The organism is Sulfuricurvum sp., from assembly GCF_028710345.1.
In the GTDB taxonomy this organism is placed as follows: Bacteria; Campylobacterota; Campylobacteria; order Campylobacterales; family Sulfurimonadaceae; genus Sulfuricurvum.
The window spans coordinates 317,765-341,482 of record NZ_JAQTUH010000003.1 but is presented as its reverse complement, the minus strand read 5'-3'; the positions used below and the strand labels follow the sequence as shown (position 1 = coordinate 341,482).

Sequence of the window (23,718 nt, the reverse complement as noted above, 5' to 3'; positions counted from 1 at the left end):
GAGTAAACAATGAAAAAATTCGCGATCAGTGTATTAACGGTACTTTCTATAGCTTCGGTCTCATGTATGGCAGAAGATGGGACAGCTCTTTATAAAAAGTGTGAAGTGTGTCATGGAGCACAAGGGGAAAAAGCGGCTATGGGGAAAAGTAAAATAATCAAAGATATGAGTAAAGCAGAGTTTACTGCTGCACTCAAAGGGTATCAAGACGGCAGTTACGGCGGAGGGCAAAAAGCCCTTATGAAAGCTCAATCCGCTTCTCTCACAGATGGACAAATCAAGGCTATCGCAGATCGTATCGCTAAATAAAACATCAATAGGGTTACGGTAGCAAAGGAAGTGGCTTTACTCAGGAAACGGTCACTATTTCTACGAAATATTTGGCAAACACTCGTCTTAGTGGTTCTGTTTACGATAGTGTTTTTCACGTATGTCTATTCGGAAAAAGAGATTGATCGTGCGCATGAACTGAGGTTACGGTCGTTTCAGCTTGCAGATGAACTTCGTCAGTCATCTGATGATTTGACACGGATGGTGCGAACGTATGCTGTGAGTGGAGACCCTCTCTATAAAGAACATTATCAAGAGATATTGGATATCCGAAACGGAGTCAAGTCTCGACCTGTTGATTACCAAAATATCTATTGGGATTTAGTAGGATCAGATGATAGCCGTCCTCGAGCGCACGCTCCCACCCGTATCGCTTTGATAGAGATGATACGACTCGGTGGGTTTGCACCGGATGAACTTGCCAAACTCTCGGAAGCCAAAAAAAATTCTGATATCCTTACTCAGACCGAGTTTTCAGCGATAAGCCTTTTAGAAACTCCTGCTTCTTCTACAGAAAAAATATTAAATAAACAAGCCGCTATTGAACTCTTACATGATGAAAACTATCGAAATGCCAAAGCTTCTATTATGCGTCCTATTGATGAGTTTTATATGCTTATGGACAAACGAACGGCAAAGGCAGTAGAGAATGCTACCTATAATGCACTGTATCTTCGTATACTATTTATTTTATTAGGTTTCTCCCTTTTGATGAGCTTTTGGAAGCTCTATAAAATGTTAAATCGAATTTTGGGCGGTTCTGTAGATGAGGTGCATCATCATATTATTCGTATCGGACGAGGGGATTTTGCACACACCATCGATTTACAACAGGGGCAACGAAACAGCGTTTTAGGGTGGTTGAGTGAAACACAGGATAGATTAAAATCTTTGATTTACCATAATAAACGGCTTACGCAACTCTATGCTGCTCTTAGTCAATGTAACCAAGCTATTATCCATGCACGTGACGAAGAAGAGCTTTTCCAAATGATCTGCCATGATGCTGTAACTTTTGGCGGGATGAAAATGGTATGGATCGGTATTTTAAATGAAGAGGCAAATGCGATAGTCCCTGTCGCATCCTATGGCGATCAGATAGAATATTTAGCGGGGATATTTATCTCTACTGATTTACAACATCCTACGGGAAAAGGGCCTACTGGAATAGCATTCCATCACAACCGTCCATACTGGTGTCAAGATATAGCTAATGATCCCGTGACTCTACCATGGCGAGAACGTGCACAAGAGTATGGCTTTGCTTCTTCTGCTTCATTGCCGTTAGTATTGGATGATAAGGTAGTCGGTGTCCTGAATATTTACAGTGGCGATAGCAATGCATTTGATAAAGAGGGGCAAAAACTTCTCGAAGAGATGGCAATGGAAATCAGCTTTGCACTAAAAAGATTTGTCAAAGATGCGGAACATAAAGCCAGTGAACAAATGATAGAGATGCTTTCTCACGTGGTGAGCCAAACACCTCTTTCGACTATAATTACTGACAAGAACGGGGTGATTGAATACGCTAATCACTATGCTACACTTTTAAGCGGATATTCCAAAGAGGAGCTCGTAGGCTCTAAGATGAATATGTTTAACTCCGGAAAACATCCTCAATCTTTTTATAAAGATTTATGGGCAACTATTTTACTAGAGGGATCATTTTGGCGTGGAACAGTTATCAATAGGATGAAAAATGAAGAGTTACGTGATATGGCGTCGACGATTTTCCCTATATTTAATGAACACAATGAAATTATAAATTTTGTAACGATTCAAGACGATGTAACAGAACGTAATATTAAAGATAAACTCTTTTTGATGCAAACGAGACAAGCTCAGATGGGTGAAATGCTCAGTATGATTGCTCATCAATGGCGTCAACCTTTGGCGATTATTAGTGCATTGATGAATCGTCAAAAAGTGAGTATTTTGTTAGAACAAGCATCTTTTGATGATATGATGAAAAGTTTTGATGATATGGAGGTGCAGATTCAGCACCTTTCACGAACGATTACCGATTTTAAAGATTTTTTCAAACCCCAAAAACTTGCCAGTATGACAAACAGTTTGGTTATAGTAGACAAAACGCTTGAATTGATTGAGAATACGATTGTGAGCAAATCAATCATGTTAGAGGTGAGTCATAATAATAATGGTGATTATTTAACGTATGAAAATGAGTTGATTCAAGTGATACTCAATCTCATCAAAAATGCTATCGATGTTTTTGATGAAAAAAGAGTTGAAAAGCCTATGATAATGGTTCGATCGGATCAAACTGATAGTGAAGTCATATTGAGCGTTGAAGATAATGGAGGGGGAATTCCGCCAGAGATTATCGATACCATCTTTTTACCGTATGTCTCTACAAAAGGGGAAGAAAATGGGACGGGATTAGGTCTTTATATGACGAAAACAATTATTGAAGAGCATTGCAACGGTAATGTTTCGGTTATCAATACAGAGCATGGAGCACGATTTATTCTGCGATTCCCGATACATCGAGATAATCATCAGTTTGTAAAATAATCTGGAAGCATGCTCCATGATTCGTATTATAGGCATTTAGCTTGCCACCATTGTGGTGTTCAACGATCATTTTTGACATATATAATCCGATGCCTGTCCCCTCTTTTTCAAATTTTGTACTAAAATAAGGGTCAAAAATCTTATCAATGATCTCTGGAGGAATTCCCCCTCCATTGTCTTCAATTTCTAAGCACGGTTTTCCATCTTGATCTAAAACTCGGATCCAGATTTGTGGTATTTTTATTTCATTTTCAATTAAAACATCTTCTGCATTTTTAAGTATATTGAGAATAACTTGTCTTATTTCTCTAGGATACGTCATGAAGGAGCGTTCTCTAGTCTCGGAAATATGAAGCTCGATATTTTGATTTGTTAGGATTGGTTGAATGATCGCCAGACTCCCATTAATTAGTTGTTTCCATGTCGCCAATTCTTTGATTTTATCTTTTTTAGAAAAGTTTCGAAAATCATTGATTGTGTCCGATAAGTCTATTGCCAAATCACTGATTGAATTGAGTTTTTCTATAAAATGGTTTTGATCGTATTGATCGAGCATGGCTTCAACTTGTAAAGTCCCTGCGATAGCTGAAATCGAAGCGAGTGGTTGACGCCATTGATGGGCAATCATATTGATCATTTCTCCCATTGCAGCATGGCGTGATTGCATTATCAGCATATTATCTTTATTTTTAAGTTCAGTGACATCCATGGCAGAAGAGATAATCGTTTTTTGCCCATTAATAGTTCCAAACGGTGCTGAACTAAATTGCCATATGATAAGTGCACCTGATTTATTATAGAATGAAAATTCCCCTTCATCAACCTTTTGAGTAATATTTGAAAGATTTCGTATATATTGTTTTATCTCTTTTTGATGATCTTTGTAGACTTTATCTACCCATGTATCAATAGTCGGTGTTTCCTCATAGGAATAACCGCATATAGTGCTCCATGTTTGGTTCATTTTTAAAATTGTGCCATCTTCTGCATGAACGATGATCGGGTTTGGCGTTATGTTAATCATGTTTTCTAGCTCAGTGTTTAGCATTCTAATTTCGCTAGTCATTGATTGAGCTAGCAATCGAGCTCGCGCGGCAGTTTGGTAAAATGCGAGAAGGGTAAGTAATAATAAAAATGATATTGGTAAACCAGCCAATACAATCAAGTGCGGTTGAGCATTGTCAATTGTCTCTTTGAATGTAGGGAGTGTTTCAAATCTGATACTCCACGTATGTCCATACATTTTTAGAGGGATTGTTTCGACGAAGAGAGGTGAATGATTGCTTACGTGGTCACTCTCATACAATAGGTTTTGGGGTATGATCGTAGTGCCATCATAAATTTTGATAGAAATATGAGGATCTTTTTTTTGTAAAATTTCATCGATGAGGTCATGAGCACGAAAAGGGGCAAATGTAAATCCTTCAAGATGTTGTTCTCTTTGTCCTGATGAGAGTAATGTGCTATGAGTATTATAAAAAGGGACGTACATTAAAAAACCTGGTTGAACATCGTGATTTTGTTCTTGGACTAAGGTCACTTTACCTGAAAGTGTTGTTTCACCTGTATCTCTTGCCCTCGTCATAGCTTTTTGACGTATTGGATTGGTGAACATATCGTAGCCGATAGCTTTTATATTTCTTTGAGTTAATGGTTCTAAATAAATAATTGGGTGATATTCTAGGCGGTTGCCTAATGGATTTATCAAATAGTTTTTAAATCCATCTGCACGCATCTGTTCAATATGTTTAGGTAGTTGATTTTTTTGGATTATTTTTGAATAGCCTATTCCTTGAAATCCAGGATAGTGCTTTTCTATTTGCATACTTGAGACATATACAAACCATTTATGCTGGTTCATGTGCTCAACAGTACTTAATAGTGACATAGAACTTTGCAAAATAGTTTCATAAGCATGCATTCTGATTTCAATTTTATGGATGGTTTCAATGTTATTAGATTTAAAACGATTTTTAGCTTCATCCATGGCATTTTCTCGTGCATTTGACCATAAGAAAAAGGTTATTCCCAATGTGATAAAAAAGCTGAACCATACCAAAATAAAAGATTTAAAAAAGGTACTGATCGTATGAAATGAAAATACTTTAAATAGCTTTGAATTCACGTATAAGCTCCATTTGACGTTTTGCAATATAATCGAGCAATTTATCGTGATAGATAGATGAAAGTTCAAAAAGAAACACGATCTGAAAACTTTTGGAACGGTTGTCTATTCGATATACTTTGCTGGTGACCGATAAATTTAATGGCTGTTTTTCTGTTTCAAACACCATTACGATGTTAACGGTTTCACCGACGCTTAAGCCTGCTGGTAGAGCATCAAGCTCAAGCTTTACGGAACAAATAGATATATCAACAATACGTGTTTTACCAAAATATTTTATCTCATTTAGAAATAAGGTGACACTATGGCGTTCTGTATCGGGTTCAAGCCGAATATTTGCACGTTGGTTCGCGCTTTCATTGACAAATTGCATATCTGAAAAAGTTACGGTTTGCTTATCAAAATCAACAGAGCCAGTTGTATTGCAAAGAACGGTATTAGGAAAAATCTCTGATGTAATGGTAATATTTTTTGCAATTTTGATAGCTTTGAGCTGAGAATAGGATGTTTTAAGGACAACCTGTTGGTCATCCATGGAGATTAAAATGGCATTATTGACAATGGTCAAGCCTCGATAAAAATTATAGAGTTTGACTTCAGAGCCATTCTCTTTAATAACATTCATTAGTTTTCTGACAGCTGTAGAATCATGGTGCTTTTGATCACTTTTGGCGGCATTACCATCAAAGATCATCATTAAATTTAAATCGCTTATATCATCAAAAGACAATATCGAATATCCCTCTTTTTGAGGAATCAGTCTGAGTTTCATAATCAAATGGCAGGTCTTATTATTGTGATTATAGACTTTGGTGTGAAAAAGTTTCCCAGGATTTTTAAGTGCTTTTTCAAACCATCCAGATTCAGGAGTAGAATATAAAAAACCATTATGCTCTAAAAGTAACTCACCGATTTCATTATGCGTATTGGTGAATTCATTCAGAGTTTGTACACCAAAAAAATCAAGAAATTGGCGATTTACAACGATTGGCTCGGTATTCTTGAACATCATAATAAGGTTATTTTGATAGTTAAATATATCGGTTAGCTGATTTTCGAAAATACGATTATTTCGTTCTTTATGTATTGATAAAACGGCTTCATGGAGTGTTGTAATCAATAATGGGACTTTTGTAGGTTTTGATAGATATCGAAATGCTCCTATGTTAATCGCTTCATGTAGATACTCTTTATCATCAAAGGCAGAGAGAAAAATAACGCGTACATTATTATCATCATCTTTGACTTTTTTTGCGAATTCCAATCCACTGATACCAGGCATCTTAATATCGGTCAATACAATATCAGGGCTATATTTACAATAGTATTCGTAACCGCTATCTCCGGTTTCAGCATGGTATATGTTAGGTGAAAACTTTGTCAGAAGATTTAATATACTTTCTCTAAGTCCTTTATTGTCTTCGACATAGAGAATTTTGATATCCTGACCTAATGTTCTTAATTCTTCTATAATGGCAGTCATTGTGTATCACTCATAATTTTTAGATATTGGTATCATATAATTAGAAAATCTTAAAACAATCATAAGTCTAGATCCTTTCCTTTGTAATCTTGATGTAATGCTTCATGCTTATCTGTTAATTTTTTTATCTTGTGATTTTTTTGTGATTCTTTATGATTACTATTTTCCCAAGTAGAACATCATACTTGGAGGAATACCATGGCGAAGAGAGTGATTGTAGTAGATGATTCAAGGGCTGTTGTCGCAACAGCAGAGCTAGCTTTGGATCAAATGATAAGCAGTGGGGTTATCGAGTTTAAATCGTATTTAAATCCGGCAGAGCTTTTAAGTGCTTTGCAAGCAGGGAGTGAAAATTATGATCTTCTGATTAGTGATGTCAATATGCCTCAGATGAATGGTTTGGATTTGGCGAGAGCTCTTAAGGGGGATGATCGTTATAAAACCAAACCGATTATCATACTTACAACCGAGAGTTCTGAAGAGATGAAAATGGTGGGTAAAGAGATCGGAGTAACAGGGTGGATGGTGAAGCCTTTTAGCGATGAAAAGATGGTGAAATCTCTCAAAATGGTATTGGGAGTATAACGTCATGGAATTAAACAGTGCTCAATCACGACGGGAACGGTATCTCACTTTCTTTTTAGGAGAGGAACAATACGGTATCGCCATCGGTAGAATTAAAGAGATTATAGCAATGATGAAGGTAACTAATGTCCCGAAAACACCTGAATATATGCGCGGTGTTATCAATCTGCGTGGATCGATTATCCCAGTAGTCGATACACGGTTGCGTTTTGGAATGGAAGAGCGTGAGAGTGATATGCATACGACGATTATTATCGTCGAGGTAGAAAAAGTGAATATCGGCTTTATCGTTGATCGTGTAGAAGAAGTAGCATCGATTGATGCTGCCCATATGAGTGAACCTCCAAAGTTTGGTAATCAAATTGACACCGATTTTATCTGCTCAATGGCGCAAATGGAAGAGAACGTTGTGATGATTTTGGATGTTTTGAAACTCTTTGAAGCGGATGAACTTTTAACTCTTGAACAGATGCAAACACTTGAAACTCAAAAAGGAGAATAAAATGAATTGGTTGGAAAATATGGTACTACAAAGCAAGTTGGTGCTGCTCACGGCAGTGATGATGATCTCTTTAGCTATTCTCGGGTTTTTGGGATACAGTACAACGCAAAAATGGGAGAGCGGAATTACGGAAGTGGGGAGCGTGAAGCTCCCCTCTGTCGTGGGAATTATGGAGATGCGTATAGGGATTAATCAAGTAGTCATTCAGCAAAACCGAGTTCGTGGTCTTGCAGGAGACAATGGACTGCAAGGGAAACTACAAGATGCTATTGAGAGAATAGACAAAGGGTTTGAACGTTTTGAAAAAGGGGAAAAGATTTATGCTCCTCTGCCTCAAACTCCGGAAGAGGCTATTGAATGGAAAAATTTTGAAGAGAATTTTGGAAAATGGAAAGAGTTGAGTTTACAGTTTAAATCAAATACTCTAATACCGCTCTCACAAAACAGTGATCCTGCGAAAGTGGAGATCTATTTTGGACAAATGAAAGCATTTATCGAAGCGAGCCGTTCTTCTCGTACAATGGCACTAGAGAGTATGGACAAAATCGCCAAAATTAATATTGAGAGTGCTGATGCAACGGTAAAAAAAGCACAAGAAGATTCTATCAGTGCTGTTCGTATGACTATAATCATTGTATTGGTCGCATTTGCTGTTTCGATTGTATTGTCGATACTAATAATCCGTTCGATTACCCGTTCAATCACACAAAGCGTTACGTCGATTCGTGATGGGGCGATGCAGATCACTTCGGCATCGGATCAAGTAGCATCGTCTTCTAGCTCATTGGCACAAGGGGCGAGTGAACAAGCAAGCAGTGTTGAAGAGGTGAGTGCAACACTCGAAGAGTCTACTGCAATCAACACACAAAACACTGATAACGCCCGTCAAGCTGATATCTTGGCTAAAAATGCCAACGATTCTGCCCGTGCAGGGTATGAAAAAGGGGAACAGCTCTCTCACTCGATGCATGCCATTACTGAGTCTGCGGCTAAAATTTCTGGTATTATCAAAACAATTGACCAAATCGCATTTCAAACCAATTTGTTAGCATTAAATGCTGCGGTTGAAGCGGCGCGTGCGGGTGAACATGGTCTAGGATTTGCGGTAGTAGCTGATGAAGTTCGTAATTTGGCTCAACGTGCGGCATCGGCTGCAAAAGAGACCTCGGTAATCATCGAAGAGGTTGTTAGTCAGATTAAAGAGGGGAATCAAATCGCCCTTGCGACCCATACATCGTTTCAAGAGATCGTGGAACAATCAAAAAAAGTATCTGATTTAATCGGTGAAATTTCGATTGCCGGAAAAGAGCAGTCTGAGGGAATGGCACAGATTAATCAAGCGATGGGTCAAGTCGACCAAGTGACGCAGCAAGTTGCGGCAAACTCAGAAGAAGCTGCTGCGGCAGCGGAAGAACTCAATGCACAAGCAACGTCGATGATGGAAACGGTTCGTATTTTGGCAAAAATGGTAGGAATGGAAAGCAATGCACCGGTATCAAGTGCCACTCGGAAAATCAATCTTCATCATTTAGATCCTAATCCTGTGATTGCACATCGTAAGCCAGTTCAGCCTCAACGTAAATCGATTCCGACTAAGGCGGATGAAATTTTCCCGTTGCACGAAGATGATTTGAAAGAGTTTTAAATGCAATTTGATGGCGATGCACTGACGATTGATTTGAATATGTCTATGGAAGAGGTACGCGAATTTGAGCAATTCGTTCGCCCCCGTATTGAATATATCGAGACAATCGAAGTTGATGAGGGAAATAGTCTTAAAAATAGCGCACTATTGGCTCTTTTAGTGAGCCTCAAACGAACTCGTCCGGAATTGAAAATCCCTTTTTTAGAAAGAGGGGTTAACACTACGGGCGTATATGGAACATTGCATTGGATCTGTTATGACTAAACAAGAGCAAGTCAAAGCGATATTTATCGAAGAAGCGGGTGAAATCATCGAAAAACTCGATGTCGATATCCTCCGTTTTGAAGAAAATTCAGCTGATTTTGATTTATTGAACGAAATTTTTCGGGGTGTCCATACACTCAAAGGGAATGCTAATGCGTTTGGCTTTACCCGTTTAGGAGAGTTTGTTCACCATTTTGAAGATGTACTTGACCATTATCGCAGCACAAAAGAAGATGTCGAAGTTCATCATCTAGAGTTGTTTGTAGGAAGTGTCGATGTCATTAAAGAGGTGATGACGTGTGAGCTTGATGCTCTCCCGGATTTACCGACTGATTATGAGGAGTGTTTAGTCAAAATCAAAAATCTGATCTCTTCAAAACGTCATGGAAGCACACAGGTTGTAGAGGTAAAAATTCAAACAACGATGATGATGGACTTGGCATCTGAATTTGGATTTGATTGTAATGATCGTTTTGAATCGGAGATGAGAAACGGTATTCAAATATTTCAAATGTCTCAAGAAAAAGGGCAGAATCTCTATCGGATAGATTTGACCTTAGACAGTGATGCATACATACGCGGGTTTGATCATTTACTGTTTTTAGGGTTATTGAAAGAGAATGCGATAGCGTTAGAAAGTTTTTTTAACATGGAAAACGTTCAACCGCTAGAGTCATTTGTTGTTGATGAAAACAAAATTTCTCACGTGGGTATTCTCCTTTTAACATCGCAAGCTCTTGGAGATGTGAGTGAAAATTTTGAATTTTTATTTGATCATGAGTATGCGGTAAGGTTGATTAATCTCCCTAGTGTAGAGATTGTAGAGACGGATATCGAAGAGAATCATCATAGTGAGATAAAAGCCGAAGAAAGCCGAAAATCTCCAGAGCGTAAAGAAAACAGCAGTGTGACGACATCGAAATCAACGATTCGTATTGATACGTTTAAGCTTGATGAATTGTTTGACTCTGTCGGTGAACTGGTAATCGCTCAGAACTTTATTGCCCAAAACGAAAAAATCAGCGCTATCGAGGATGAATCGATCAGCCGTGCAATCGAAACATTATCAAAGATTACGAAACGGATCCAAGATCGGGTGATGAGTCTGCGAATGGTTGCTATTCGCGATACGTTTGATAAGATGAAAAGGGTTGTGAGAGATACGTCGAAAAAAACAGGAAAAGAGCTTCATTTAAATGTTCAAGGTGAGGAGACGGAGATCGATAAAACGATGATCGATAGCCTTTCTGATCCATTGATTCATATCATCCGTAACGCAATCGACCACGGTCTCGAAGCCGATGGGGCAGAACGTCTCAGTGTCGGTAAAAAAGCTGAAGGGGTTATCACCCTTCGTGCGTTTCATAAAAGTGGCAGTATTGTCATCAGTGTCAGTGATGATGGACGGGGAATCAACAAAGAAAAAGTGTACCGTAAAGCTATCGAGCGGGGGATTATTTCCGGCGATGAGAATCTTACTGATTCTCAGATTTTCGGTCTTATTATGCAACCTGGATTTTCGACCGCTGATACGATCAGTGATCTCTCCGGCCGCGGTGTTGGGCTCGATGTCGTCAAAACGTCGATCGAAAAACTGCGCGGTAAAATCGAGATTGATTCAAAAGAGGGTGAGGGGACGACTTTCTCTATGGTTCTTCCGCTGACGTTGGCAATCATTGACGGTATGTTGGTGCAAGCGGCAGGGGAGATATATATCTTACCAACGTTGAGCGTGGTTGAATCATTTCGTCCTGAACAAGAGATTGTTCATGCGTTAAAAGAGAGAGGAGAGTTTGTATCTCTACGCGGACAGCATCTCCCTATTATCCGTCTTAGTGATGTGTTTGATCTTCCGACTCATAGAATTGAGCCGTGGGAGGGGATACTCGTCTGTGTTGAAACGGAATCAGGTCGTATCGCTATTTTGGTGGATGAACTTGTAGGGCGTCAACAAGTTGTTATTAAGCCATTGGGTAAATCATTGGCTAAAGTGAAAGAGATTTCAGGCGGAGCGATTTTAGGTAGCGGGGATATTGCATTGATTTTGAATGTGGATGAATTACGCCCGCTGATTGAGGTTCAAAGTGGTGGAAATTGAGCTTCGAGCGGAAGAGTTTGCCCTTTTTCGTCGTTATATTTATGAAAAAGTAGGGATATCTCTTTCCGATCAAAAAAGTACTTTGGTCAAGGGTCGGCTGAATAAACGGCTAAACCAACTTGGATTGAAATCGTTTCGAGACTATTATGATTTTTTGATTCAGGATTTGAGTGGTGAAGAACTCTCATTTTTCGTGAGTGCTATATCGACCAACGTTACTTCGTTTTTTCGAGAGGGGGCGCAGTGGAAATGGTTGGAAAACTATTTGCCCGCACTGATAGCATCCAAAAGAGAGAAAAAAATCCGTATCTGGTCAGCTGGGTGTTCGAGCGGAGAAGAACCGTATACGATTTTAATGTTTTTACAACACCATTTGAATGATTTTGATCAATGGGATATCAAGATTTTGGCTACCGATATTTCATCCAAAGTATTGGCCCATGCGATTAGCGGAAGTTATGATGCAAAAAATGTTGAACCTTTGCCTAAAGAAATCGTGATCCGTTCTTTTGAAAAAGTGCAGATGGATGGACTTATCCGTTATCAGGTGAAGCCTCATCTAAAAAACAAAGTGATGTTTCGACTCTATAACCTTGTGACCGATCCGTTTTTTTTCAAAAACAGCTTTGACATGATTTTTTGCCGTAATGTTATGATCTATTTTGATGATATTACCCGTCACAATCTGATTGGGCGTTTTACAACGCTTTTACCGAAAGGGGCTCCTCTTTTCTTGGGGAGCTCAGAATCACTGACCACTCATCGTGAAACCTTAAAACTATTAGGTTCGTCGATTTATCAACGTTTATAAAAGGGTTCCTATGGAAAAAACAGAGCATGCATTGGCTCTGAAAGAGGCTAAGTTTGATAATAATGAGCTCTTTTTCTCGATCACAGACCACGCGAGTACGATTTTATCCGGCAATGAGGTGTTTGTCCGAATCAGTGGTTATTCGAAACAAGAATTGATTGGGCAGTTTCACAACATCATCCGTCATCCAGATATGCCACGTGTTATTTTTAAGACCTTTTGGGATTATTTGCAAGCAGGTAAACCGATAGTCGCATATGTTAAAAACAGAACAAAGGAGGGTGGCTATTATTGGGTACTAGCTGCCGTATATCCTCTCGATAATCGTTATATTTCGATCCGTATAAAACCCAATACTAAACTTTTTGCACTGGCAAAAGTGCTCTATCGTCAGTTGCTTATTGCCGAAGAACGTGGCAGTATGGAAGAGAGCGAAAATATTTTAGCGGAATTCCTAAAGACACACGGGTATGGAAATTATGATCAGTTTATGGATGATGCATTACTGATGGAACTTCGAGAGAGGCAAAGTAATGTTTCCAAACGTGTGATCAAAGAAGATGAAAATGAATCATCGGCATTATTGCAAAAGTTAAAAATGACGTATGGTTATAGTCGGGAGTTGATGAGTCAGTATGATGCATGGTTTGAAAAAATAGATCTATTTACGCAAGTAAAATCGCTATTTGAAGAAAAAGGGGAGAAATTACGTGAACTTGCACGTGATGTTGTTTTTCTTTCATTAAATGCTTCAGTATCCTCGTATAAAGTTCAAAGCGGTGGAGAAACATTTGGTGTATTAGCCAGTGATATCCGCTTTAATGCCAAAGAGAATGAAGCATTGATTACCCATATCGATCACATTGTACAGCATTTATCGGAAGGATTAAACAGTATTGTTTTTTCAGTTTCGAGTATGCGTCTCCAAATAGAGATGGTGACCTATTTTATCCAAGAAGTAACCTCTCAAAAGGGTGAAATTCAATTGAGTGAATTGATTGAAAATATCTCTGATTTGATGACTTTGGTGGCGCAGTATTCGGATAAATCCAAACAAGTCCAAACAGAGCTTGATCAGCAGATACATGAAGTGTTAAAAAATTTGGATCAGCTGGAACAGCAGATGATGTATTTAGGGTATATCCAGATTTATGGCATTATTGAAGCTGCCGCCTCACACGATGAATCGGTACGCTTTGGCGTGATCTTTTCTCAACTCAAAACTTTAGTACAAGAGACGAGTAGTGAACTAGAGAGCATGCAAAAAATGGGTCGGAACTTTTCAAATGAAAACCTTCGTATGATAGAAAAATCGAAAGTGATTGAAGTTCAATTGAATCATTTGCATGATGAGATATGTACGATAAAAAAAGAAGAAGAGTAATCCATGGAAAAAATACACAATGATGAAATCACATTTTTAAGCCGAAAGATTTTAGAGCTTAACAAGCAGCTTATCGAAAGTGAAAGAGCAAAATCACGATTTTTATCGTTGATAGCCAATGAGCTAAATAATCCAATGACGGCACTTTTGGGGATGATTCCCCATCTAGAACCTACCGTAGGTGATCTACGTAAGGAGATTTATGCGTTAGTTATGGAAGAGGCTCTTTTGTTGGACTCTCGTATCCAAAATTTAGTAGCAGCTTCTGAAATAGAGAGTGGAAATATTGACATTACGTCTGCATTGATTAGTCCGAAGAGTTTAGTGGATGAGGCAATCGAAGCGTTTAGATACCGTATACAAAGCAAAAATATCACTCTAAATATTACAGATAAATTGAGAGACAAAGTGGTTACTGATCCAAAAAAACTCTATCTCATCATCAAAAATATTTTGGGAAATGCCTGTGATTACGGTGATGATGATAGTATTGTAGCTGTTACTATTGAAGAGAAAGAGTCGGTACTAACCATTAGGATCAACAACCAAGGCAAAGGGCCGAATGTAGAGTACAAACCACAAGTGTTTACCCGTTTCGCTCAGGGACCTGAGGGGAATCATGGGCTTGGTTTGGGACTGAGTGTTGCGCGAGAGCTAAGTGAGAGACTGAGTGGGGGGATCGATTACAGCATAGATGATACGTCGGTGACTTTTGTCATTACGTTACCACTTCAGAAAAATCTTCCGGATTCTGATGCGTGCGGTTCAAATGAATTTTTATTTGAATCATTTGATGATGCAATTGAACTCTAATGATACAGGGAAGCTCGACGTTCATCCATGTGGGGCAAATACACGTGGACACGGCACCTCATGCTATTTCGACGGTTTTAGGCTCATGTGTTTCCGTCTGTTTATATGATAGTACACTGGGAATAGGGGGAATGAACCATTATCTATTGCCGTTTTGGAATGGAAATGGATTACAATCACCAAAATTTGGGAATATTGCTATCCCTAAATTGATCGAAAATATGATTTCCAAAGGGTCAAGCTCAAAAACATTGCAAGCCAAAATCTTTGGGGGTGCATCGATGAATATGGGGGGCTCGGATACAATGATGATTGGACAAAAAAACATATTAGTTGCCAAAGAAATTCTCAAAGAGTATAAAATCACTATAGTCGCCGAAGATATCGGTGGTCAAAATGGACGAAAAATACAGTTTAATTTAGAACAAGGAAAAGTGCTTTTAAAATATGCACAACGCAGCGACATACTAAGTGGAGGGCAATAAGATGGCAATTCGTGTATTGATTGTTGATGACAGTGCAACCGCTAGGGCAGTTTTAAAAGAGATTTTGGAATCTGATCCGATGATTGAAGTTGTCGCAACGGCATCTGATGCGTATGTAGCACGGGATAAAATCGTTGAACTGCGTCCTGATGTAGTGTGTTTGGATGTCGAGATGCCGAGGATGGATGGGATCACTTTTCTAAAGCGGCTTATGCACTATATGCCGCTGCCTGTTATTATGGTCTCATCCCTGACTCAAAATGGGGCGAAGACAACCCTCGAAGCACTCGAAGCGGGGGCAGTTGATTTTGTGGCCAAACCCCATTCACACATATATGATGGTAAAGATGAGATGCGTGATGAACTTCTCTCTAAAATTAAAATCGCTTCAAAAGTACGGGTACAAAAACGTATTATGAGTAATCCTCAGCAAGCGAATACTACCTCATTAGCTGAGACAACCAATAAAATTTTAGCTATCGGAGCATCGACTGGTGGGACTGAAGCGATCAAAGATGTATTAATGGGATTACCTAGAAATTCTCCGGGAACCGTTATCGTTCAGCATATGCCAGCGAACTTTACGGGTCCGTTTGCCGAGCGATTGAACGGTCTATGTGCGATGGAAGTACGAGAAGCTCGAAATGGGGATTCTATTACACCGGGAGTTGTGTTGATCGCTCCGGGAGATTATCATATGGTCGTGCGTCGCTCAGGTGCCCGGTACTATGTCGAAATCGGAAGCGGTGATAAGATTTCCGGTCATAGACCATCGGTGGATGTGTTATTTAACTCTGTTTCTAAAGTTGTCGGTGCCAATGCGATAGGTGTGATCCTCACCGGTATGGGAGGCGATGGTGCACGGGGACTCCTCTCCATGCGTAATGCAGGAGCAAGAACACTGGGACAAGATGAAGCATCATGTATTGTCTACGGTATGCCTAAAGTGGCGTATGAGCTAGGAGGCGTTGAGAGACAGCTTCCATTAGAGAAAATTTCCCAAGGTATTCTCGATTTGTTATGATTCTTTGTGATTGTTTTATGACTTTATATCGTTATATTTTTAGTATAGATTATACGAGGTATAAAAATGATTAGTGTCAAAGATGTTCAAAAATTTTCTAAAAATTTGAAAGTATTGTATGTTGAAGATAATGATGTGTTGCGAAAAGAGACGGCAGCATTGTTTCAACCTTTTTTTGCCAGTGTTGATTTAGCCTCTAATGGACAAGAGGGGTTGGAAAAATACAATCATGAACGTTACGATATAGTGATTAGCGACATTAATATGCCATTAATGAATGGGATAGAGATGATCGGGCGTATGCAAGAGATTAATCCTGAACAAAAAGTGATTGCTATCTCTGCACACGATGAGTCTGATTTCCTCCTCCAAATCATCCGAAGAGGGGTAAGCAGTTTTATCTTAAAACCGATCAATTTAGATGAGATGTTAAGAGTCCTCTATACGGTTAGTCGTGATGCTGATACTCAAAATATTAACTTAGAACTTTTTGAAACATTACGCCAAGAGAGACTTAAACTCAAAAAGATGGTTCATGCACTCACCTCTCATCACCATACTGTTGCAATAAAAAATGAACAGATAGAACAATTGTATTCTCTTAATCATACTGAAGAAAAATCTGCAATGCTCCAAGAATATTTTTCCAAAGATGTGGACGAAGGGGAAGAAAATGTCTTATTTATACACGATGATAGTGAAGAGTTACTTGAACTCCTGAATGACCTCCCAAATGATCTTTCACAGTATGTTTTTGATAAAGATATAGAACACATTAAAGTTGTTTATGGCTATATGTCAAAGATTTCACAGATTTTATACCGTTATACCCCATTTTTGGATCCGTTGGCACAAAATTTCGAGGCGCTTAGTGCCGTAGTTGCTAAAGATGATAAATTTAGTGTTTTACTTGCCACAAAATCCGATCATATTCTCAAACTATTTGATGCCGTTTGTATCGATTTACAGCTTTATGTCAAACGTTTTTCCAAAGAGAATATGGCAATGAAAAATATTCACCATATTCATCAACCTACAAGCATGAGTATTCAGCAGATCATAACCCTTATCGATCCACAAGAGGATGATGAGTGTGGTGATATAGAATTTTTCTGAGATATGTATGTTGAAAAATAGTAAATTAGTTACTTTGTCTGCATCGGATTTTATACACAGTCGATTGATTACGTTTATGGGGTTTGTCTTATCGGTAGTTGTTGTTATAGCCGTTTGGTATACAACTGATCGATTTTATTATAAGCGTGCGCAAAATCTTTTTGAAAATTATGTCAATGATAGTCTCGATATTACTGACGCGCAAATCCATAAATATGAAAATGCCCTCCGTAGTGGTGTTGGATTTATGCAGGGGAGTGATTATGTCTCGCGGAATGAGTGGCATCAGTTTGTAGAAACGTTGGATATTCAAAAATACTATTTTGGTATGCAGGGGATCGGGTATTCTATAATGCTTGCACCCGATCAGGTTGCTTCGACAGAAAAAAGAATGCGAGATGAGGGATATCCGTCATTTGTACTGAAACCATCAGGGATGCGAGATATTTACAGTTCTATTTTATATTTAGAACCAATGGATAAACGTAATCAGGCTGCAATCGGATACGATATGTACTCTGAGCCTGTCCGTCGCGAAGCGATGCAGAGGGCAATTGATACAGGAAGTGTATCCATTTCGGGTAAAGTCAAATTGGTACAGGAGATAGATCAAGCAGTCCAAGCAGGATATTTGATGTATCTCCCGTTTTATAAAACGGGAGAGGCTATTGATACACTCACAAAGCGTCGTCACGCATTAATTGGATTTGTTTACAGCCCGTTTCGAATGAATGATTTGATGAATACGGTTAAGGACCATCAAGAATCCATTCGTATAGAGATATATGACGGACCGCAGCGTACCAATGAAAATCTTCTTTATAGAGAAGCCTCTATAGGATATCGGTCTGTACATACTTCCCATCGTACTATTGATATTGGTGGACGAACATGGTACTTGTATTATTACAGTACGGAAAAATTTGACCGTTCAACCAATACATTTGTCCCATTATTGATTGCAATGATAGGATTGGGGCTCTATTTCATCCTCTTTTATATTATTTTAGAACTGTTGCGAAGTCGAAGAATGCTCCAGCAAAAGTCGGTTGAACTCGAATCACGTCGCTCTTGGTTTCAAGGAATGTTGGAATCTTCCGTTGATGGTATCCACATTCTCGATCTTGACGGAAAACTGATTGAATGCAGTCCGTCATTTCTCCAGATGCTCGGATATGATAAACATGATGTACCCGAATTAAGTGTATACGATTGGGATGCTAAATCGTCATATGAAGAGATGCAGTTTAGATTGCATAATGTCTCTACTATACCTATAACTTTTGAAACACTCTTTCGACACAGAAACGGTATCGTATTTGATGTTGAGATCACGGTATGCCGTATTGAGTTGGATGGCTTGCGATATGTTTATGCTTCAGCACGGGTAATTGTGGAGCGTAAAATTATCGAGCGGGTACTGAGGGATAGTGAAGAATTTTATCGAACGATGTTTACGTCGATCAACGAAGCAGTTTGTATTTTATCGGATGATATTATCATCGACTGTAACGACCAAGCAGCAGTTCTTTTTGAGACCTCAAAAGAGTATCTGGTAGGGAAAAATATTTTTAATATTGCTACTAATATAGAGTGTCGAGAGAATAGTTTTGCTTTTTATCTTGATGAAGCATATCTACGTAATTCTGCGAATATGGAGTGTTCTATCACTTTGACTTCTGAAAGCAATGAAGTGAAAATTGTTGAGATTATCCTTTCAGGATTTGGACACGATGATCGAAATAAACTAGTCATGCTTGCAAAAGATATTACCGAACGTATTGAAAAAGATAAATTATTCAAAATGCAAACCCGTCAAGCCCAGATGGGTGAGATGATCTCTATGATTGCTCATCAGTGGCGTCAACCTTTGGCGATTATCAATGCAATGACGGCACAAATGAGACTCAGAGGGTTAATGAATGGAGATGAAGGTTCGCCAGAGCAGGAAAATCTCCAAAAGATTGAGCAACAATGTATCCATCTTTCCCAAACCATTACAGATTATCGGGATTTCTTTCGACCGGATAAACCCAATGAGATGTTTAGTTTGAGTACGCTCATAAAACATGCCTTAGATCTGATCGATCATACTCTTAAAAATCAGGGTATTGAAACAGAAGTAATATCCTTACGTGAGCAAAGATTGGTTTCTTATCGAAATGAAGTGTTGCAAGTTTTAATCGCATTGCTCAAAAATTCGATTGATGCATTTGAAGAAAATGGTATTACGCATGGAAAAATAACAGTTACCATAGATCAAGAAGAAAATTACTCTACTGTAGCTATTCGCGATAATGCAGGAGGAATTATTCCTGAAGCGATAAAAAAAATATTTGTCCCTTATTTTACGACCAAAAATAAAGAATACGGTACAGGATTAGGTCTTTATATGAGTAAAGTTATTATTGAAGAGCATTGCAAAGGTTTGCTTCAAGTGATGAGTAAAGGGATGGAAACAACATTTAGTATTAAACTTCCCAACAGTAGTTATCTCAATGAGGATGTGAAAAATGTTTAAAAAACTTGATTTTTTTGAAACCCTCACTCCGTTTATTTTAGTAATGGTTCTATTAGCCATTCGATTGAGTGAGGGGTATCTTCTTTTTCATGTTCTCGTGGAATTATTTGCGGTCATTATCGGGATACTTATATCGCTTATAACCTATTATATGTACAAATTTACCCAAAATAAGTTTTTACGTTTTTTAGGAATCGGTTTTTTCTGGACAGCAATATTGGATTTATTCCATATGCTTAGTTACTATGGGATGAATCTTTATTCGGATCCTATTTCTCAAAATCCTTCGACGACTTTATGGATTTTAGCCCGAATATTTCAGATTATAACACTTCTGGCTGCCCCTTTCGTCCGTTTTAATACAATCTCGCCACGGATGGTATTCGGGCTATTCGCTTTTGCAGCAATCGGTGCTTATACAGGAGCGTTTATGGGATTATTCCCGGCAATGTATATTCCGGAAAAAGGGTTATCGATAACAAAAATCGCTCTCGAATATACCATTATGTTTGCTACGTTGATTGCTATAATGATTTATCGTTCTAAACGAGAAATTTTTCACCCATTTATGTACCAAATGATTTGCTTATCATTGCTGATCGGGATTGTTGCAGAGATGTGTTTTACCCTTTATGTAGATGTATACGGTGTTATGAATTTATTGGGGCATATTTTTAAATTTATTGCTTATTGGATGATTTTTAAGGGGGTAATCGTCACTGCACTCAAAGAGCCTTTTACTCTGATGGCAAAAGCGTCAAGTACGTATGATACGATTCCGGTTCCTGTAGTCGTTACCGATAATGAGGGGACTATACGTCAAATTAACCGTGCGACAACACAATGTGCCAGTTATACTTTCAATGAGTTTATCGGACAAGACAATCATACTCTTCTCCATCCACCAGGAGTTACTAAATCTGAATGCAAAATTTGTCAAGCAATAGATAAAGGGGAATATTGCACGTTAGAATTGGAATTTGAGAATAAATACAAACAATACACAATCAGTCCGATTAAAACAAATGATACAGTTGGTGGAATTCTTCAAATCTGTATTGATATGACGGCACAGCGTCAAGCAGAAAAACAGAGTATTAAAGAGGGGATACTATTAAAAACGATTGTTAATTCTATTCCGATGAGATTGTTTTGGAAAGATAAGGAATCGGTGTATATGGGGTGTAATAATTTATTTGCGCAAGATGCAGGATTTCAAGATGCATCTGAAATTATTGGAAAGCGCGATGATGAATTAGTTTGGCACAATCAAGCTCAATTGTACCGAGATGATGATCAAGAAGTCATTCAAAGCGGTATCGCAAAGGTCAATTTTGAAGAACCACAAGATAGTGGAGAACCGGAAACAAAGTGGTTGAGAACTTCAAAAGTCCCATTGAGAGAAGTAAAAAATGATGCTATTGTGGGTGTGGTTGGTACCTATAGTGATATTACAGAAATTCGTAAAACAGAGCAACAGCTTAAAGAGAATGAAAGATTTTATAAAACTATTTTTTCCTCGGTCAATAAAGCCATTTTTATTATCGAAAATGAAAAAATCATAGATTGTAATGAACGCGCAGGGACTCTTTTGGAGATAGACAAAGAGAGTCTAATAGGGAGTGATTTGAAAAATCACTATTTTGATATCAAGTGTACTAATCAGGAGTTTAAAGACTATTTTGAGAACACAGATTGTGAAACTCATACTAAGCTGATATGTTCATTATCTCTAGCTAATAAACAGCTTCAAAAAGTAGTTGAAATCGCTATTGCCCCTTTAGGAGATATAAACCAGAAGAAATTCATAGTGATTATGGATGATATTACTAAACAAATTGAAAATGATAAAATGGTTCGAATGCACATCAAACAAGCTCAAATGGGAGAGATGATTTCAATGATCGCTCATCAATGGCGTCAGCCTCTAGGAATTATCAATGCTATAACGTCGAATATGAAAGTGAAAATGATTATGGAGGAAACCGGTGATGATACGGTATTTATTAATAATTTAAATACCATAGAGGAACAAAGTATCTATTTGTCCCAAACGATTTCAGAGTACCGTGATTTTTTCAGAGTTGATAAACCGACGGAGCGTTTTCGACCTTCAACCCTTATTCATACAATGTTCCGATTAACTGACCATACTCTCAAAAATCATTCGATTGAAACCGATATCCAAATTATCAATGACCCTCTTTTGGTAACGTATCGAAATGAGATTCTTCAAGTTCTGATTGCTTTGCTCAAAAATTCGTTGGATGCATTTGAAGAAAAACAGACAAAAAATGAGAAGATAACTATCATTGTTGATACGGATGAAACGTACTGTTCTATCTCCATTTCGGATAATGCCGGTGGAATTTCCGATGATATTATAGAAAAAATATTCCTTCCAAATTTTACGACTAAGGAGAAAAATATTGGTACAGGATTGGGGCTTTATATGAGCAAAATGATTATTCAAGAGCATTGCAATGGAGTGATTGAGGCAATAAGCAATGCCCAAATAACAACGTTTACTATTAAACTACCCTACATAAAGGATCAACTATGAATTTGAAAGAAACGGTGAATCTTCTTACTGTTTATTCTGTGGGGATGCGTGTACTTTATGTAGAAGATGAGTCGCTTATCCGTGAAAATACAAAAATCTTACTCCAATCGATATTTAATGACGTAGAGACAGCTACTAATGGTCTTGAAGGATTACGTCTGTATCAAAACAATCGATTTGATATTGTCATTACCGATATTTTGATGCCTGAGATGAATGGTGTTATGATGATTAAAAGTATCAAAGAGATATACGCTGAACAACGTTTTATCGTTACATCCGCATGTGAAGATAGCGGATTCCTTTTAGAGCTTATCAATCTCGGTGTGGCTCAGTTTCTCCTAAAACCCATACAAACCGAGCAGTTTATAAAGATTATGTTTGAGTTGGTCTCTACTATTTATAATGAGCGAAAAGTGATGGAACTGACTGAGCAACTTAAACAAGAGGTGCTTCATCAAACCACTTTATTAGAACAATACAAAGAGATCGTCGATATCTCTACGATTGTGACAAAAACAGATTTAAATGGAAAAATTCTTTATGCAAACGACTCTTTCTGTGACGCTAGCGGTTATTCGTGCGATGAGATCATGTCCAAAGGGCATAATCTTATTCGTCATGAAGAGATGCCACGTGAATTTTATAAAAATCTATGGAATACGATTATGGACAAGCGAACGTGGAAAGGGATCATAAAAAATAGGAAAAAAAATGGGGATTACTATATTACCGATACAACGATTAAACCAATACTGGATGAATATGGAGAGATTATTGATTTTATCAGCACCAGTCACGATATAACTGAATTATCGGATATCAATAATGAGATATGGCAGACACAACATGAGATGCTTTCATTGCTAGGAGAAGTAGGTGAAACTCGGTCTCAAGAGACTGGAAATCATGTACGCCGTGTAGCTAAATATTCTAGATTACTGGGGGAATTGTATGGATTGGATGAGGAAAAAATACGGTTAATGTATTTTGCTGCACCGATGCATGATATCGGTAAAATCGGAATTCCGGATGCAATTTTACTCAAACCCGGTAAGCTGGACTACGACGAGTATGAGATTATGAAAACACACAGTATGCTAGGATATGATATTCTTAAAAATTCTAACCGTCCACTCTTACAAGCTGCTGCCATCATCGCGCATGAGCATCATGAAAAATGGGATGGCAGTGGGTATCCAAATGCCCTTGCGGGAGAAGAAATTCATATTTATGGACGGATAATCGCCCTTGCTGATGTATTTGATGCCCTGAGTTGTGAACGCATTTATAAAAAAGCGTGGCCAATGGAGCAAATCATCGAATTTATAACGCAAGAGAGGGGTAAACATTTTGATCCTAATCTGGTAGATATGTTTCTCGATAATCTTGATCTTTTTACATCAATAGCTGCTGAATTCAAGGACTGAGGAT

At 38.2% G+C, this 23,718-nt stretch carries 18 protein-coding genes; 16 read left to right on the top strand and 2 right to left on the bottom strand.

Features of this window, described 5'->3' with window-relative positions:
- Positions 1-9 precede the first annotated feature (9 nt).
- Positions 10-309 carry a c-type cytochrome gene (locus PHC76_RS06335; protein ID WP_299973543.1) on the top strand — a complete coding sequence of 100 codons (300 nt, stop codon included), beginning with the start codon at positions 10-12 and terminating at the stop codon, positions 307-309.
- A 30-nt stretch (positions 310-339) separates the two neighbouring features.
- Positions 340-2,865, top strand: coding sequence for a GAF domain-containing protein (locus PHC76_RS06330; RefSeq protein WP_299973546.1), 2,526 nt, complete (start codon positions 340-342; stop codon positions 2,863-2,865).
- On the opposite strand, the gene PHC76_RS06325 is transcribed toward PHC76_RS06330, so the two are convergent.
- Together PHC76_RS06325 and PHC76_RS06320 are read right to left on the bottom strand one after the other, a co-directional pair.
- Positions 2,816-4,852: a CHASE domain-containing protein gene (locus PHC76_RS06325; protein ID WP_299973548.1), complete on the bottom strand. Its 2,037-nt coding sequence runs from the start codon at positions 4,850-4,852 to the stop codon at positions 2,816-2,818. The two genes, PHC76_RS06330 and PHC76_RS06325, sit on opposite strands and share 50 nt — an antisense overlap.
- A 118-nt stretch (positions 4,853-4,970) precedes the next feature.
- Positions 4,971-6,473 (bottom strand): response regulator, encoded by a 1,503-nt coding sequence (locus PHC76_RS06320; protein ID WP_299973551.1) that lies wholly within the window; start codon positions 6,471-6,473, stop codon positions 4,971-4,973.
- Between the two features lie 198 nt (positions 6,474-6,671).
- Between PHC76_RS06320 and PHC76_RS06315 the strand changes: the two genes are divergently transcribed.
- From PHC76_RS06315 to PHC76_RS06250, 14 genes are all read left to right on the top strand, one after another.
- A complete protein-coding gene (locus PHC76_RS06315) occupies positions 6,672-7,058 on the top strand; it encodes a response regulator (protein WP_299973554.1) in 387 nt (128 codons plus the stop codon).
- A gap of 4 nt (positions 7,059-7,062) precedes the next feature.
- Entirely contained in the window at positions 7,063-7,560 is a 498-nt protein-coding gene (locus PHC76_RS06310; RefSeq protein ID WP_299973557.1) for a chemotaxis protein CheW, read from the top strand.
- A gap of 1 nt (position 7,561) precedes the next feature.
- On the top strand, positions 7,562-9,205 hold the full coding sequence (locus PHC76_RS06305) for a methyl-accepting chemotaxis protein (RefSeq protein WP_299973560.1): 1,644 nt from the start codon (positions 7,562-7,564) through the stop codon (positions 9,203-9,205).
- Positions 9,206-9,469, top strand: a complete 264-nt coding sequence (locus PHC76_RS06300; protein ID WP_299973563.1) for a hypothetical protein — start codon at positions 9,206-9,208, stop codon at positions 9,467-9,469.
- Positions 9,462-11,567, top strand: coding sequence for a chemotaxis protein CheA (locus tag PHC76_RS06295; RefSeq protein ID WP_299973565.1), 2,106 nt, complete (start codon positions 9,462-9,464; stop codon positions 11,565-11,567). Before PHC76_RS06300 ends, PHC76_RS06295 begins: the two co-directional genes overlap by 8 nt.
- Positions 11,557-12,378: a protein-glutamate O-methyltransferase CheR gene (locus PHC76_RS06290; protein ID WP_299973567.1), complete on the top strand. Its 822-nt coding sequence runs from the start codon at positions 11,557-11,559 to the stop codon at positions 12,376-12,378. Before PHC76_RS06295 ends, PHC76_RS06290 begins: the two co-directional genes overlap by 11 nt.
- Positions 12,379-12,388: 10 nt before the next feature.
- Complete coding sequence (locus tag PHC76_RS06285; protein WP_300209870.1) at positions 12,389-13,762, top strand: PAS domain-containing methyl-accepting chemotaxis protein; 1,374 nt, start codon at positions 12,389-12,391, stop codon at positions 13,760-13,762.
- A 3-nt stretch (positions 13,763-13,765) separates the two neighbouring features.
- Positions 13,766-14,575, top strand: a complete 810-nt coding sequence (locus PHC76_RS06280; RefSeq protein ID WP_299973573.1) for a HAMP domain-containing sensor histidine kinase — start codon at positions 13,766-13,768, stop codon at positions 14,573-14,575.
- Complete coding sequence (locus PHC76_RS06275) at positions 14,575-15,060, top strand: chemotaxis protein CheD (protein WP_300209868.1); 486 nt, start codon at positions 14,575-14,577, stop codon at positions 15,058-15,060. The genes PHC76_RS06280 and PHC76_RS06275 overlap by 1 nt, the downstream gene beginning before the upstream one ends.
- 1 nt (position 15,061) lies before the next feature.
- Entirely contained in the window at positions 15,062-16,084 is a 1,023-nt protein-coding gene (locus tag PHC76_RS06270) for a chemotaxis response regulator protein-glutamate methylesterase (RefSeq protein WP_299973180.1), read from the top strand.
- A gap of 66 nt (positions 16,085-16,150) precedes the next feature.
- A complete protein-coding gene (locus PHC76_RS06265; RefSeq protein WP_299973177.1) occupies positions 16,151-17,200 on the top strand; it encodes a response regulator in 1,050 nt (349 codons plus the stop codon).
- Positions 17,201-17,264: 64 nt separating this feature from the next.
- On the top strand, positions 17,265-19,721 hold the full coding sequence (locus PHC76_RS06260; protein WP_299973174.1) for a CHASE domain-containing protein: 2,457 nt from the start codon (positions 17,265-17,267) through the stop codon (positions 19,719-19,721).
- Positions 19,714-22,284, top strand: coding sequence for an MASE3 domain-containing protein (locus tag PHC76_RS06255; protein ID WP_299973171.1), 2,571 nt, complete (start codon positions 19,714-19,716; stop codon positions 22,282-22,284). Before PHC76_RS06260 ends, PHC76_RS06255 begins: the two co-directional genes overlap by 8 nt.
- The gene (locus PHC76_RS06250) at positions 22,281-23,714 is read left to right on the top strand and encodes an HD domain-containing phosphohydrolase (protein WP_299973168.1); all 1,434 of its coding nucleotides are present in this window, start codon (positions 22,281-22,283) and stop codon (positions 23,712-23,714) included. The genes PHC76_RS06255 and PHC76_RS06250 overlap by 4 nt, the downstream gene beginning before the upstream one ends.
- Positions 23,715-23,718 lie beyond the last annotated feature (4 nt).

Bases quoted from the DNA above. Each gene is read 5' to 3' on its own strand.
- PHC76_RS06295 (WP_299973565.1), top strand. From the start codon at position 9,462: ATGACTAAACAAGAGCAAGTCAAAGCGATATTTATCGAAGAAGCGGGT.
- PHC76_RS06300 (WP_299973563.1), top strand. From the start codon at position 9,206: ATGCAATTTGATGGCGATGCACTGACGATTGATTTGAATATGTCTATG.
- PHC76_RS06275 (WP_300209868.1), top strand. From the start codon at position 14,575: ATGATACAGGGAAGCTCGACGTTCATCCATGTGGGGCAAATACACGTG.
- PHC76_RS06325 (WP_299973548.1), bottom strand. From the start codon at position 4,852: ATGGATGAAGCTAAAAATCGTTTTAAATCTAATAACATTGAAACCATC.
- PHC76_RS06265 (WP_299973177.1), top strand. From the start codon at position 16,151: ATGATTAGTGTCAAAGATGTTCAAAAATTTTCTAAAAATTTGAAAGTA.
- PHC76_RS06305 (WP_299973560.1), top strand. From the start codon at position 7,562: ATGAATTGGTTGGAAAATATGGTACTACAAAGCAAGTTGGTGCTGCTC.
- PHC76_RS06280 (WP_299973573.1), top strand. From the start codon at position 13,766: ATGGAAAAAATACACAATGATGAAATCACATTTTTAAGCCGAAAGATT.
- PHC76_RS06285 (WP_300209870.1), top strand. From the start codon at position 12,389: ATGGAAAAAACAGAGCATGCATTGGCTCTGAAAGAGGCTAAGTTTGAT.
- PHC76_RS06255 (WP_299973171.1), top strand. From the start codon at position 19,714: ATGTTTAAAAAACTTGATTTTTTTGAAACCCTCACTCCGTTTATTTTA.
- PHC76_RS06250 (WP_299973168.1), top strand. From the start codon at position 22,281: ATGAATTTGAAAGAAACGGTGAATCTTCTTACTGTTTATTCTGTGGGG.
- PHC76_RS06310 (WP_299973557.1), top strand. From the start codon at position 7,063: ATGGAATTAAACAGTGCTCAATCACGACGGGAACGGTATCTCACTTTC.
- PHC76_RS06315 (WP_299973554.1), top strand. From the start codon at position 6,672: ATGGCGAAGAGAGTGATTGTAGTAGATGATTCAAGGGCTGTTGTCGCA.
- PHC76_RS06335 (WP_299973543.1), top strand. From the start codon at position 10: ATGAAAAAATTCGCGATCAGTGTATTAACGGTACTTTCTATAGCTTCG.
- PHC76_RS06270 (WP_299973180.1), top strand. From the start codon at position 15,062: ATGGCAATTCGTGTATTGATTGTTGATGACAGTGCAACCGCTAGGGCA.
- PHC76_RS06320 (WP_299973551.1), bottom strand. From the start codon at position 6,473: ATGACTGCCATTATAGAAGAATTAAGAACATTAGGTCAGGATATCAAA.